Origin of the sequence: Arenibacter aquaticus (assembly GCF_003957295.1) — a bacterium.
Lineage (GTDB): Bacteria > Bacteroidota > Bacteroidia > Flavobacteriales > Flavobacteriaceae > Arenibacter > Arenibacter aquaticus.
Genome location: NZ_RQPJ01000021.1, coordinates 774,658 through 789,504 on the forward strand (window position 1 = coordinate 774,658; position 14,847 = coordinate 789,504).

The window sequence follows — 14,847 nt, forward strand, 5'->3', positions numbered from 1 at the left end:
CGAGCATCTTGCTCGTGCCTCCTCTAGTGCTAGCCTACCTATCGGCAGGTAGGCAGGCCGCTTGGCTGACGACTAGGCAGGCTCCCGCCAGCGGTGGAATAATAGGATCATGTGCACATCAGCGCCTTTAAAAACCTTTCAAGCGATTATAAAATCGCTGAATCCAATTTTATATGTCAAAGCTATGGAATATAGCCTATGACTATTTTTTCTAAATTATTCGAGCGCTTTTATTACCCTATCCATATTCAAGTTTTATACATTGTTTGTCTTAAATCAAAAATAGTTCAAAAGTCTACCATAGACCAGCTTGGAAATAAATTGTCAATTCTAAAGTGTAAAATATTTTTTTGTTTTATCTTGAATTTTGTATTGAACATGTCCCATTTAAAGAAAAGTTTATTTTTAGGAAACCTGTCCCCATCTAATAGCCTTTAAGGTTATGGCAGGTATTATTTTTGAATAAACAAAGGAACCCAAAAACGATTATCAGACTTTATGAAACGTCGCTCATTTTTTAAAGGAACAACTACTGCCCTCGTGGGGCTTGGAATTACAACCAGTTCTTTTGCCAATACCTCGATTAAAAAGAAAAAGACTCCCCTCAAGGTATGTACTACAGTTGACCAGGAAAAAGTGTCTTTCTACGCCACTGTAATTAAAGAGTCTATTAAAGTAGTTCATATAGCGGATACGCATTTATTCAGAGATGACGAAAGAGGTGCCCCTTACCAGCAGTATAGTAATCGTATGGCAAAAGCGTACAACCAAACCGTACATTTCAAAACAGGAAAAAAAACGAATCCCGAGGAGGCCTTTGAGCAAACGCTTGCCTATGCAAAAGAAATAAATGCCGATTTAATCACCTTAATTGGCGATATATTTAGCTTTCCTTCCGAGGCGGCCATAGAATGGGTGTTATCAAAATTAAAAACTACCGGTATTCCTTTCATTTATACTGCCGGAAATCACGATTGGCACTATGAAGGAATGCCAGGCAGCCTAGTGTCGTTACGTGAAACATGGATAAACAAGCGCTTACTGCCATTGTATCAAGGAAAAGATCCCTTGATGGCAGCCTTCGATATCAAGGGGATCAGATTTGTGGCCATTGATAATTCAACTTATGAAGTCAACAAGGAGCAATTGGCCTTTTTTAAGGAACAAGTAGCTGATGGGTTACCTTTGGTTTTATTAGTACACATCCCAATGTACGCTCCAGGAAAGCAAATTTATTTTGGTTGCGGCAATCCCAATTGGGGAGCCGCTACGGATCGTAATTTTGAATTGGAGAGACGTCCCAAATGGCCAGAAAGCGGACATACCCAAACCACAATGGATTTTCATAAAGAGGTTTTTAATGCCCAAAATCTTTTAGGGATTTTTACGGGTCATGTTCATCGTTCCTCTATTGAAATGATCAAAGGTAAACCGCAAATTGTTGCTGATGACAATGCAAGTGGAGGTTATCTTGATATCAATTTCCTGCCCTTGGAAGAAAAGGATAAAAATTTAATACTATAATTGATGCTGGCTTTGGGAGCACCTTTTCCGGTCCCCTTGCTGACGCGAACATCTTGCTCGTACCAGCGGTGGGAATCCATTATTAAAAAAATATGAAGCCCCCCATGAAATCCTTTTTCTGGAATTCAGTTCCCAAGAGAACTTTGACAATTTTAAAAAAGATGAGGAGCAACAAAAGTTCCTGCATTTAAAAGAGAAGTCCATCAAATCTTCCTTTTTGATCCAGGGAACTAATTATAGTAGCTTCCTATTTTCCCAACCAAGTATCAAACCAATCAAATGCATCGGTCTGCATCTGTATATCAAACTTATGTCCGCCATCATAGAATTTACCGCTGTACCTTTCAGGATGTCCGGCTTTGGAATAGACCGTAGCGAGTATCTCATCGGCTTTTTTCATTTCGGGCAAGGTGTACAGTGAGTCATGGTTATTGCTCTGTACCATGGTGGGAAGGGGTACCCGCAGCCCCAAAATTTCTGGAAATTCCAGATAATTGGCTAGCCCTGGCGCATAGGTCATCCAGGTGTGGGTGTAGGCCTTGTTCAATAAGAAGTCTTTCCATGTGGTCATAAACCCTACGCATACGGCACATTTTATCCTAGCATCCATGCCCCCCAAATATACGGTACGCAGTCCCCCGCCCGAGAGTCCGCCGCAACCAATACGCTCCGCATCCACGTCCTTTCTGGCACTCAGAATATCCAAGGCAATACGATCTTCGGCCAACACCATACCCGTATAGGAGGTGCCAGCAGACAAAAGGGACTTGGCCATCAGGTGCTCATGCTGGGCGGCCCATTCGTTATAGGCTTCTATGTTCCTGACATCTTCAGCATTTTCATCGGTACGCCCCTCCGCTTTCAGCGGTCCCCATTCAATACCGGCCATATCTTCATAGAACACCCGCCGGCTACCAAAGGAAAAGGCATCATGTACCAAAACGGCATACCCCCTTTTGGCCATCTCATTGGCCCATGCCCTACCCCCATAATCGCTTTTTTGGTGGGCCTCCATCAGCAGGTGCTGAACATCGGAAGTCTTGGTGATCTTTCTTTTGCCAAAGTATTTTTTACCGGCATGGTCATGCAAGGCCAAAATAGCGGGCAGCTTCCCTGTACTGTTTTCGGGTTTTAAAAAAATAGCTTCTACAGGTCTTCCGTAGGGCAGTTGCCATGTAAGTTTCTCTATATGGAGTCCGTCGTAGCTATATTTCTTTTTAGTAGTAACGGCAATGGTATCTTTTATCAAAGGCTCTGCTATCTGCTCTTGGGCCTTGGCATGGGCGCTTGGTTTCCAATCTTCAATTTTGGACCAGATGTCGTTCCGAAACGACAATTTAGGCGGATCTGGCATTTGGGAAGCCAACCAAGGGCCGTATGGGCCTATAAGGCTTTTCTGGAGTACTGCATTCATAGGGATTGGTTTTGATGATGGTAGCATATTATCAAAAGCGGCGCTCATAGTGCCGGGCAAGAGTGGCAAGCCCACCGTTGCCATCGCGGTCTTGGATATAAAGGCCCTTCTGGAATCCTGGGATTCGGCATCCGTGTTTTTGGATTTTTTCATGTTCTAGAATAATTGGTGGGACATTTAAAGTTACCAATTATTTCCAACTATTGGCTACGAGTGGTTTAGGGGGATGAATGCTCAGCTGACTTTCATCACTTTTAAACATTAGATGGCTAAGACTGCTCCCTGTATTGGGTAAAACTCAAATACCAAATAAAAGGTACTAAACCTCAGGGCAAGCCCTGAACCCAATATTAGGAATCCACCCAAGGGTCGAGGTATTGAGCCTAGATCCCGCCGAAAAAGGCGGGATTAGTTCAATTTTCAGTGCGTCTTACTGACTTCTCAAAATTGAGTTTCACTAATAAACAATCAATTAAAGCTAATATTACTGTCTCATCGATTGGAGTCGAGAGGTATTGGACGTTTATAACACAAAAAGAAGCGCTCCACTGCGCCCGCCTGAATGGACAACGGTAGTCAGTTCAACGGAGTCCCTTTTCGGGACGACGAGAAGTCGCACATACTGCTCGGGAACAGCAAGCCAGGCATCACCTGCTTCTATAGTCGTGCAAGGCCAATACGGGTATATCGGCATAATAGCCTAGGTTCTTTACCATTGGACGGGATAACATCATGCTAAAAAAGCTGTGCTTTTTATTGATAAAAGCAACCATATCACTTCCCCTACTCCGTATAAACTCATTAATAGCTGTCTGCACCTCATTATTATAAAGGCTGTGAAAGGAATAGTCCAATCCTTCAAAATAATCTTTCAATAGGTTTTGATTATTTATTTGGTCCGAATCCAAGTCTTCTTCTTTCTTAAAAACCTTGACCACTTTTATTGATGCGTTTGATATTTTGGCTATGTCTACCAAATACTGGAACTCCCTCCTTTTGTAGATAGTTCTGTAGTTGGTTGGGAAAACAATTTCCCTTATTTCTTTATAGATGGTTTTTTCCGGAATGGCAAGTACAGGACAATTGCGAATCTCTTCCATGGCAAGTACGGTCTGACTGCCATAGGTTTTTTGTCCGGAATTGGTTGCCCCCTTGGTGCCCATTACCACCATATCTATATCCTTTTCATCAATTATGTTTCTCATGGTATCTATAAGATTCCCACACTCGGATACGGTACGGAATTTATGGTTTTTGGCATCATCCGGCAGTAATTCATAAGTAATTTTCAATCCGCCAACGGATTTTTTCCTTGAAGCCTCCAAATCCCCCGCGGAGGTAATTTCCATGGAGTAAGACGATACATCATAGGTGTTTAGAATATAAAACACACAGGCTTTGTCCCTAAGCAATGCCATCGCATAATTAATGGCATTCTGGGCATTTTTTGAAAAATCGGTAGGACAAAGTATTCGTTGTGTCATAATTGGAACGTATGTATCCAAATATATTTTTTAATTAAAAAAACAACTATGACAATTGTCAGTACAGCAGTTGCAAAACACTACAGTCCATGCGCTGATAAATCAAAAAAAATGAGGTGGATCCTTTTATGAAAAAAGGCCTTAAAAGGCTCCTAATATAATTTATAAAGGGTAGTTTCTATAACCCCTTTCCCGTCCGTTGGAATGCTTCGCAATAATTGCTTTTTTTCTTGCACCTTAAAATTAAATGGTGGCGCCAATAGGTCCAGGCCACTTTGTTTTTTTAGTCTTATTCCCTGACCAGAAATAATATCCTTATTGGGAATAAAATGGCCTTTGGGCAGGTGCTCTGTTATAATGAGATATCTAAAATTGCTTAACTTTTTTAGTATTTGCTGCACTTCATTGTTGGATAAATGTTGAAGCACCTGTCTTACTATAGCACAATCTGCGGAAGGCAGCTCATCTACAGCCATATCCAAACACTGGAATGCCAAATTTTCCTGTTTAAACTTTTGTTTATTATAGGCTATAAGTTCCGATACAATATCTACCCCAATATATTTTTTGGTATGCCTCACCAATTCTTTTCCCACATTAAAATCCCCACAACCTAAATCGCATACCCTAAGCGGATTTTTAAACGATTTTAAGAATGATGTCACCACCGCTACATAAGGATCTACTATTTCTGGTATATGGGATCCTTCCCCTGAATAGAACGCAGCATTATCATCACCCCATAACCTCATTTCGTATACCTGCTCCATGGCAGCCTTGGTTGGCCATGGCTTCTTTATCTTCTGGGTTTTATTTTCTTTATGCTCCATAATCAGCTTATTGGATGGTACAAACAGCAATAGTTTAGTTATCTGTTTTATTATATAACACCATTACAAATACCAAAAGTACACCGCACGGCTACATGATAAAATTTAATGGCCAATAACAATATCGTATTTGGTATGTCCTTCCCATAAATTTAAGAGCTGCTAAGATAAATACATCAAAACAATTATGTAACTTCATAAGCATTATAAATGCTATGCGCTACACTCTTACTGTTGAAGCTAAGAAGCTATACCATACAGTAAGACAACTATGAGGAAAGAAATTCTGTTATATAATAATATGGAAGTAATGGACAATGATATAGGCGATCTTCTAGTGGTTACGATCGACAGGGAACTGGCAGGCGAAAATAAAATTTGGCACGGCCACCCAATTTGGTTTTTGGACGGCAATCCCATTGTAGGTTATTGTAAATTACTATGGGGCAAGCCTGTCTTCCTAAAAAGGCAGGCCCCTACAAACCGGATACGGGCGGGCATGCGCCGGAGCAATTAAATATCGATTATCGAGTAGGCAAAAGGATGGTATTGGGCTTATGTTTTGGAGCGGCATCCATTTTGAAGAAGAAAAGCTTATAAAGGACAGCGGCAAATTTAAAGATGCTTCCATTTTCTATACCATTACCAACCAAATTAACCAGACCGAACCAAAAAGATGGCTCCGAAAATAGGTAATAATACAAGGGGACTATAAAAACATAGTAAAGAAAAAAAGGAGAGTTATTAAGATTGAAATGATATGAAAACAACACCGGAACATAACGCCAGAGTGGCCAAACTAACCTTTGCATCAGTATACCCACATTATCTTAAAAAGGTTAAGGACAAAGGCCGAACGGAAGAAGAACTACATAAAGTAATACATTGGCTAACGGGCTATGATGAAAGTGATCTGCAAGAACAAATCAACAGCAAAGCCACTTTTGAAACATTTTTCAAAGGGGCCAAACTCAACCCAAATGCCAACCAAATCAAAGGGGTAATTTGTGGTTATCGAATAGAAGAAATAGAAAATCCACTCACCCAACAAGTACGGTATTTAGACAAATTGGTAGACGAATTGGCCAAAGGCAGGAAAATGGAGAAGATTCTAAGACAGGGGTAAAAACAAATTACCATATTATTCATACCAGTCTGTTACTCCTAGAGTAAAGCCATAGCGTATCATTGGATACTGCTAGTTGATAAATTAAAATTTATCGATTTACCTAAAAAACCAATAATATGCTTCATATTTAATAATTTTATTTGGAATTACTTAAATTCATGCCATAAAGCATGCATCTATGATAAAATATCTTTTTTCACTCATTGTCTGTCTGTCCTGTATATCATTTTCCCATGGTCAGAAAAATGGTCAATCTTCAACAATTGTAGTTACTTCCAAAAAGGATAAAACAAAGATATTTACCCATAAAAATGGGAAGCTATTGGTTAATGTCACCCCAAAGGATGTGGTTGACCATAAGAACAAGGGATTTGTTCGTTACAGTGAGTTTGGGGCCCTTGGTGACGGAGAAACCAATGATATGGATGCCATTGCTGCTACCCATGCCTTTGCCAACCTACATGGTCTTAAGGTAAAAGCCGATGAGGGGTACACCTACTATATAGGAGGCAACGAGCGTACGGCCATTGTTGAAACCGATACCGATTTTGGCACAGCCGCTTTTATTATAGACGATACGGAGGTACAAAATAGAACTGCTTCTATATTCCTGGTCAGTTCCAGTCAGCAACCCTTTAAACTTACAGGGATAGCTTCGCTCAAAAGAAATCAAGAAAAAATTGATATTTCCTTGCCCCAGCCCTGTCTGGTTACGGTGACCAATTCTAATGTAAAGCACTATATACGTTATGGACTTAATCAAAACAATGGATCTCCACAAACCGATATTTTTGTAGTGGATAAAAACGGCAATGTGGATATGGACGCCCCAATAATATGGGATTTTGATAAAATTACGGAGGCTATGGCATTGCCCTTGGACCAGACTACCCTAACTATTAGCGGTGGCCGTTTCACCACCATTGCCAATAAAGAGCAATCCAAATACAACTATTACAGTAGAAATATAGCTGTTAGGCGTTCCAATGTGGTGGTGGAAAATCTGGAACACCGGGTCATTGGCGAAGGAGATCAGGGCGCTCCCTATGGCGGTTTTATCAATATCCGCGACTGTGCCTATGTAACAGTAAAGAACACTCTCCTAACGGGACATAAGACCTATAAGACCATTGGATCTGCAGGGAAACCTGTGTCCATGGGTTCTTATGATGCCGTTGTTAACAGTGCCCTAAATGTCTCATTCGTAAACTGCAGTCAGACCAACGATATCAACGACAGGACCTATTGGGGCATCCTCAGCTCCAATTACTCCAAAAATCTTGTTTATGACAATTGTACTTTTTCGCGCTTTGATGCCCATAAAGGGGTTGCCAATGCCACTATTCGTAATTCCACGCTAGGGCATATGGGAATCAATGCCATAGGCAGTGGGGTCTTAACCATTGTAAATAGTACCATCCGTGGCAATAGCCTTGTAAACCTACGTCCCGATTACGGCAGTACCTGGCAAGGAGATATTATTATTCGTAACTGTGTTTTTGTTCCTTCGGACGGTAGATCTAGCAATCCCAGTCTTATAAGCGGCTCTTATTCCGGTAAGCATAATTTTGGTTACACCTGTTACATGCCTAAAAAGATTATCATAGAAGACCTACATATAGATGATTCCAATCATCCTGAAGACTACCAAGGTCCGGCAATCATTAAAGATTTTAATAAAGAATGGACCAATGATTCGTACCAAGAAACCTTTCCCTATGTCCGAAATACCAAGATTGTACTAAAGAATGTAAGTACTTCCAGTGGCAATGAACTAAGGCTTAGCAATAATCCCTTTATGTTCAAGGATGTAGAGGTGTATACCAAATAGCGTAGACCAAGCGGACATTCTTAGTTACTAGAATTGTTCTAAGTAACTAAATGTCCTCAGTTAGTTGGGGTTACAACTATAAACTATACATATACATTTCTATATTCCCGTGGTGTACACTTATTAATGCGCTTAAAGGCGGCATTGAAACTACTTATGGAGTTAAACCCACATTCATAGGAAATATCGGTAATACTCTTATCTGATGCTACCAACTTCCGCTGTGCTTGGGAAATTCTTTCTTGAATGATATATTCGTTAAGCGTGGACCCGAAGGCTTTTTTAAAGACCACGTTTGCGTAGTCCGGATGCAGTCCCACCTCCTCACCTATATCTGAGGCTTTTATAGGTCTACTATAATTTTTGGCAATATACATGGCTATCCGTTCTACATGGTTGCTGTTAGCGGAATGAATTTGCAAGCGTTGTCCCATATCACTTTGCTGCACCCGGTTCGCCAATCTTATAAATCGCGCCTGCATTTCCAACAGGGTAACTTCACTTCCATCATTCTTTGATAGATCGTCAATCCAGTTCATCAGCATAAAAGGATCATATAATGAATGTTCCCCGGAGCCCTCAATAATAACTTCACCTTTTAATATTCGATCCACAAGAAATGTGGGAAGGTTCCATTCCAGAAATTGGGCCAAGGGAATGGTACATACAAAATAGGGTACATATTCCTTATAATCAACAATCTGATGTGGAACCAAGCCCCAGAACAAGCCCATGCTTTTTGGGGGGATGGTTATTTTTGAACCGCGAAATAAATACGTTATACTTCCTTCTGCAAAGTAGTTGATCTCAATTTCATTATGTCGATCAGGTTTACGCATCACATGGGGTGTCCATAGTTCACAAGTGAGACCATAGGGCCTAAAGGCATCACGATGTTGATCAAAGCGGTGTAATTTCTCGGTATTCGATAAGTTTTTCTTCAAAAGTGATTATTTTATATACATAAACGAGGTTAAATTTACTTTTTTTACAAACACATATGATGAAGTTAAACAATTATCTAGCAATAGGTTTCATCCTAACAATAGTACTAAATGTATTTGGCCAGCCAAAAATCAACACCCAAACCAATTCTCACCCCCTAAAACCTAGAATTGTGGTACTTACCGATGTTTCAACCTGGGAAACGGATGATAGTGAATCCTTGGTAAGGCTACTTGTGTATGCCGACATGTTTGAGATAGAAGGTTTAATCTACACTACGGGCTACAGTCTTGATGAAACCCGTCCCAATTTCTTTCAGTTGATCTACAACGCCATTGATGCTTATGAAAAGGATTTACCAAATCTCAAAAAACGTTCGGGACAAATTGGTTTCAACAAAGACGAATCCAAACAGAAAATTGGGTATTGGCCCACTGCAACATACTTACGGGAACGCAGCGCTATTGGTAGTACCAAAAGAGGGATCAAGGAATTGGGGAAAAACAACATTTCTGATGGCAGTAATTTGATCATTGAATTGGCGAATGAAGATGATGAACGCCCCTTATGGGTACTACTATGGGGTGGTGGCAATACACTGGCCCAGGCAATATGGCAAGTGAAACAAGAACAGAGCGCAGAAGATCTAAAGGCTTTTTTACACAAAATACATACTTATGCCATTACAGACCAAGACAGGTCCTATAAAAAAAATACACCTTTTAACACTAGCTCCCAACAGTGGATGCGCAAGGAATTCCAAAATGATTTGATGTACCTCTGGGATGAATGCGCTTGGAAATTTCAAAACGGTACCGGAAAGGAAAATTGGGAAGAATATGCAGCACATATCCAAAGTCATGGAAACCTGGGTAAAGTGTATCCCAAATACAAATATGGGGTAGAAGGTGATACCCCTTCCTTTTTACATCTAATGCCCAATGGTCTTAATAATCCAACCATTCCCGGTGAAGCGGGTTGGGGCGGTTATTTTGAATGGGGCAAGGGACCGGACAAGGTTACTTCTGCCTATACCAATTACCAGGGAGCGGCCAATGGTATTTGTAAAACATACGCATCCTACCTCTATCCGCATATCTTTAGTGATTTTGTTGCTCGTATGGATTGGGCCCATACTGGAAAAGGGAATCGGAATCCCGTTGTTGTAATAAACGGTAAAAAGGGAATAGGCCCAATTCACATTAAGAAGAAAAAAGGCAAAAAGATTAAACTTAATGCCTCCGCATCATGGGATCCCGAAAACGATGCGTTACACTTTAAGTGGTGGATACAGGAAGAAGCAGGCACCTACAAAGGCCCCATTATTATTGCCGATGAAAATGCCAATAAAATTACCTTTGACATACCTCATGATTCCCAAGGCAAAAATTTTCATATCATATGTGAAGTAACAGATCAAGGAGAACCCAACCTAACCAGCTATAGGAGAATCATTGTTAATAGCCTAGAGTAAAGCAGTAATTAAAATCCTAGAACCAAAACACCACCAATAAGTTACACCTTGTTCCCCGTATGTGACATGCAAAAACAGTATCAATATGAAAAGAAAATTTTTTATGGTTTGGTTTTGCTTTACCGTCATCACATTCTGGGCTCAGAACCCTGAAGCCGATAAACCTAGAATCTTAATTAGTACAGACATAGGTGGTACAGATCCTGATGACAATCAATCCATGGCACACTTGCTTATGTACAGTGATTTGTTTAAGATTGAAGGTCTGGTCTCCTCCCCTTCCTATGGCAATGGGAGCAAGGAGGATATTTTAAAAATGATTAGTTTATACGAAAAAGATTTCCCTACATTCCAGCAGTACAAGAGTGATTTGGCCAAGCCGGATTATTTGCGTTCCATAACCAAACAAGGACAATGGGGAAATGCGCCCTATAAGGGCTATAACACAACAACCCAAGGTTCGGATTGGATTGTTACATGTGCCAAAAGAAAAACCTCACAACCTCTATGGGTTCTTGTATGGGGCGGCTTGGAAGACCTCGCGCAAGCCTTGCACGATGCACCCGAAATACATAGCAGGATAAAAGTGTATTGGATTGGAGGGCCAAACAAAAAGTGGAGCGCTAACAGCTATGCCTATATTGTGAAAAACTTCCCTGATCTTTGGTTTATAGAGGTTAATTCTAGTTACTATGGTTTCTTTTCAAATAACAGTGCCCTAGATACCATTAATAGTTCAAATTATTATGAACATCACATTGATGGGGCCGGACATTTAGGTAGGGATTTTAAAAATTACTACAATGGAGAAATAAAAATGGGGGACACTCCTTCCCTACTCTATTTAATGAAAGGGAATCCTGATGACCCAACCGGCGAAAGTTGGGGAGGTAGTTTTACTACATTGAAACGTAGTCCAAGAATAGTATACACTGGGACAACAACCATGAAAGATACGGTTGCATTTTGTTCTATCCTGGAATTTCATTTTAAAGGACCCAAATACAATATTCCGGTCGATTCTATTTGTTTTTGGATGGAAGTCCCGTATGGGAAATCTGCTCAAAAATGGCCCGGATACTATCTTGGCAATGGAAACTATGCCATACGCTATATACCTAAAAAAGCGGAAACCCTAAAGTATAATTTCTCATCGCAAATACCCGAGATTGATGGGCTACACGGAACTATTGTAGTGGACAATCTCTGGCCGGGAAAAAAACATAGTACGGATTATAAGTTAGGCAACAACTGGTTTACGGACCGATCAGAAAAAAACCTTTACGATGGAAGAATACAGGGTGGCAAAACAATTCTAAAATGGAGGGATGAGGTATTAACAGACTGGGCAAAACGTTGGGATTGGCTTAAGAAAAAAGAATAAACCACCACTATTCAGATCCGCGTAAATATAATTTTAACCAACAATACAACCCTACTCCACTTTACCCACAACTAAGCCTCTAAGGTAATATAGAACATCTTCCCATCAATTTATACAACAATAGGACCTCTACTGTTCAAAAGAATTTTATTTGTTCATTAAAAAGACACATCTTTGGAGCCACAAACATTTTTTTAGCGCTCCGATATAACAAATAACGATCGGGAAAAAATAAATTTCCTATTTGTAAAGATAGTAATGACAAAACATTTATTGTACCTATTCGTCCTTGTCCTGACTTGTATTTCCTGTTCCCAGGCCTCAAAAAAATCGACCACTCTCAACGATACTGGAGTTCCTTTAAAAATGGCAGAATACAGGAGCCAACAAATACAAGATGTTGTTTATCACTTATGGTTTAACATTCCCAAGGAAAAAGAACTGCCCATAACATCCAAACTAGTTTTAAAGGCCAACATAAATGATCTTTCCCATCCCCTATATCTGGATTTTAAAGAGGATTTGTCATCCATTCAAAAAATCATAGTGGACCAAAAAACAATCCCTATTACATTTGAAAAGGAACATATTATCATACCTAGTGCATCATTGGAACTGGGGACAAACACCATAGAAATTGAATTTATAGCTGGTGAACTATCTTTAAATAGAAACAGTGATTACCTCTACACCTTATTGGTTCCAGATAGGGCTAGGACCCTTTTCCCTTGTTTTGACCAGCCCAATATTAAAGCTAAATACAACCTAACCATAATAGCTCCCAAAAATTGGAAAGTACTAGCTGGGGCTTCAGTAGAAAAAGAAGAAACTAATGGCGAAACCACTACTTATCAATTTAGGGAAACCGATAAAATGAGCACTTATTTGTTCTCTTTTGTAGCAGGGGAGTTTAATGCCACCCTCTCTTCTTCCTCTAATAATTCTATGAATTTACTGTACAGGGAAAGCAATGAAGAAAAACTGAATGCCAGTACGGAAGCCATTTTTAAATTACATCAATCTTCTTCCAACTTTCTGGAAGCTTATACCCAATTCAACTTTCCTTTTCAAAAATTTGATTTTGTAACCATTCCAGGATTTCAATATGGTGGAATGGAACATATTGGAGCCATACAGTATAGGGAGTCCAGTTTATTTTTAGACAGCAGTGCTACCCGTTCCCAGGAACTGTCCAGGGCAAAACTTATTGCCCATGAAACGGCCCATATGTGGTTTGGAAACCTAGTTACCATGCAATGGTTCAATGATGTTTGGATGAAGGAAGTATTTGCCAACTTTATGGCCGATAAGATCGTGAATCCTGCTTTTACCGATATTAATCACGACCTGCAATTTTTAAGCTCTCACTACCCAAGGGCCTATAGCGTAGACCGAACAAGGGGAACCAATCCCATTCGTCAAAAATTGGAAAACCTTAATAATGCAGGATCCCTTTACGGAAGTATCATCTATGATAAAGCACCAATAGTCATGCGGCAATTGGAACTTACATTAGGGGAAACCAGCTTTAGAGAAGGTATAAGGGAATACATCGCAACTTTTGCCTATAAGAATGCGGATTGGAACGATTTGGTTGCCATTCTCGATAAAAAAATAGACTTGGATTTAAAACGTTGGAGCGAGGTATGGGTCAACTCTACAGGAAGGCCGGTGTTTTCTGAGGAAATTAAATACGATAATGCCCAGAGAATAAAAGAATTTACCCTAACACAAAAAGCAGAGGATGGATCAGCGAAGTTTTGGCCACAGTCTTTTGATATTCAACTCGTCTATCCCGATAGTATTACTAGCATTGCTGTATTATCCGATACCCCTAGTATTAAAATAAATGAAGTATTAGGTGCACCTAAACCCCTTTATGTTTTGTATAACACCAATGGGTACGGATATGGCCTCTTTCCAACAAATGAGATGGTTGCGACACATAGCGCCGCTATAGAAGAAGAAGTTTCCAGAGCACATTCCTACTTAAATATCTATGAGAATACCCTAAACGGAACAATTGCAATTACTTCTGCAATAGACAACATTAAAATGGGGGTTTCAACGGAGTCCAATGAACTAATATTAAGAATGCTTTCAGGACAAATGTCCAACCTTTTTTGGAATTACCTAACGGACAAACAAAGAACCCAATACCAAGAAGCTTTAGAGGAATTATTATATCACAGACTACGGCAACCCGAGAGCAAGAACATTAAAAAGACTCTTTATAAGATGTATAGATCCATTGCCTATTCGCAGTCCGGAATAGACCGTCTATATCGCATTTGGAACAAAGAAGAAACTATAGAAAATCTTGTTTTAAACAAGGACAATTATAGCAGTTTGGCACAACAATTAGCATTATTTGGGCATCCAAAAGCAAAAGATATTTTGGCAAAAGCAAAATCAGGGATTAGCAACCCTGACAAATTGGAACGCTTTAAGTTTTTGGAACCTACGCTGAATTCGGACCCAGCTGTGCGAACGGCTTTCTTTAAATCGTTTAAAGATCCCAAGAACAGGGAAAAAGAAAATTGGGTACAAACGGCATGCTCCTTTATACATCATCCTTTACATCAAAAAGAAGGAATCAAATCTGTAGGCATAAGTCTTGAACTTTTAGAAGAAATACAAAGAACAGGAGACATATTTTTCCCCTTGGGATGGTTAAGTAGCACCATAGGCAAGTATACCTCCAAGGAGGCCTATGATATGGTCCAAAACTATATAGCCTCCCATCCGGAGCTGGATGAAAATCTTATGAAAAAATTGTTGCAGGCTACGGACAATCTATATAGAAGGCAAAACAAGAATATTTAGAATTAA

At 39.9% G+C, this 14,847-nt stretch carries 11 protein-coding genes; 7 read left to right on the forward strand and 4 right to left on the reverse strand.

Annotated features, from left to right (window positions below; genetic code table 11):
• Nucleotides 1-498 precede the first annotated feature (498 nt).
• Nucleotides 499-1,524, forward strand: coding sequence for a metallophosphoesterase family protein (locus EHW67_RS19065; RefSeq protein ID WP_126163971.1), 1,026 nt, complete (start codon nucleotides 499-501; stop codon nucleotides 1,522-1,524).
• A gap of 247 nt (nucleotides 1,525-1,771) precedes the next feature.
• Here the strand turns inward: EHW67_RS19065 and EHW67_RS19070 are convergent, their stop codons facing one another.
• From EHW67_RS19070 to EHW67_RS19080, 3 genes are all read right to left on the reverse strand, one after another.
• Nucleotides 1,772-3,091 (reverse strand): alpha/beta hydrolase family protein, encoded by a 1,320-nt coding sequence (locus tag EHW67_RS19070; protein ID WP_202912014.1) that lies wholly within the window; start codon nucleotides 3,089-3,091, stop codon nucleotides 1,772-1,774.
• Nucleotides 3,092-3,585: 494 nt separating this feature from the next.
• Entirely contained in the window at nucleotides 3,586-4,422 is an 837-nt protein-coding gene (locus EHW67_RS19075; RefSeq protein ID WP_158285150.1) for a universal stress protein, read from the reverse strand.
• A gap of 152 nt (nucleotides 4,423-4,574) precedes the next feature.
• Nucleotides 4,575-5,252, reverse strand: a complete 678-nt coding sequence (locus EHW67_RS19080) for a class I SAM-dependent methyltransferase (protein WP_126163973.1) — start codon at nucleotides 5,250-5,252, stop codon at nucleotides 4,575-4,577.
• Between the two features lie 271 nt (nucleotides 5,253-5,523).
• On the opposite strand from EHW67_RS19080, the gene EHW67_RS20600 reads away from it, so the two are divergent.
• From EHW67_RS20600 to EHW67_RS19095, 3 genes are all read left to right on the forward strand, one after another.
• On the forward strand, nucleotides 5,524-5,769 hold the full coding sequence (locus tag EHW67_RS20600; RefSeq protein ID WP_202912015.1) for a hypothetical protein: 246 nt from the start codon (nucleotides 5,524-5,526) through the stop codon (nucleotides 5,767-5,769).
• A gap of 243 nt (nucleotides 5,770-6,012) precedes the next feature.
• Nucleotides 6,013-6,378: a DUF2200 domain-containing protein gene (locus EHW67_RS19090; protein WP_126163974.1), complete on the forward strand. Its 366-nt coding sequence runs from the start codon at nucleotides 6,013-6,015 to the stop codon at nucleotides 6,376-6,378.
• A gap of 181 nt (nucleotides 6,379-6,559) precedes the next feature.
• On the forward strand, nucleotides 6,560-8,212 hold the full coding sequence (locus EHW67_RS19095) for a hypothetical protein (RefSeq protein WP_126163975.1): 1,653 nt from the start codon (nucleotides 6,560-6,562) through the stop codon (nucleotides 8,210-8,212).
• An 83-nt stretch (nucleotides 8,213-8,295) separates the two neighbouring features.
• Here EHW67_RS19095 and EHW67_RS19100 read toward each other — a convergent pair whose 3' ends face one another.
• Nucleotides 8,296-9,156 (reverse strand): helix-turn-helix domain-containing protein, encoded by an 861-nt coding sequence (locus tag EHW67_RS19100; RefSeq protein WP_126163976.1) that lies wholly within the window; start codon nucleotides 9,154-9,156, stop codon nucleotides 8,296-8,298.
• A gap of 56 nt (nucleotides 9,157-9,212) precedes the next feature.
• Between EHW67_RS19100 and EHW67_RS19105 the strand changes: the two genes are divergently transcribed.
• From EHW67_RS19105 to EHW67_RS19115, 3 genes are all read left to right on the forward strand, one after another.
• The gene (locus EHW67_RS19105) at nucleotides 9,213-10,631 is read left to right on the forward strand and encodes a DUF1593 domain-containing protein (protein WP_202912016.1); all 1,419 of its coding nucleotides are present in this window, start codon (nucleotides 9,213-9,215) and stop codon (nucleotides 10,629-10,631) included.
• 85 nt (nucleotides 10,632-10,716) lie between these two features.
• Nucleotides 10,717-12,015, forward strand: coding sequence for a nucleoside hydrolase-like domain-containing protein (locus EHW67_RS19110; protein ID WP_126163977.1), 1,299 nt, complete (start codon nucleotides 10,717-10,719; stop codon nucleotides 12,013-12,015).
• Between the two features lie 258 nt (nucleotides 12,016-12,273).
• On the forward strand, nucleotides 12,274-14,841 hold the full coding sequence (locus EHW67_RS19115) for a M1 family metallopeptidase (RefSeq protein WP_126163978.1): 2,568 nt from the start codon (nucleotides 12,274-12,276) through the stop codon (nucleotides 14,839-14,841).
• Nucleotides 14,842-14,847: the final 6 nt, after the last annotated feature.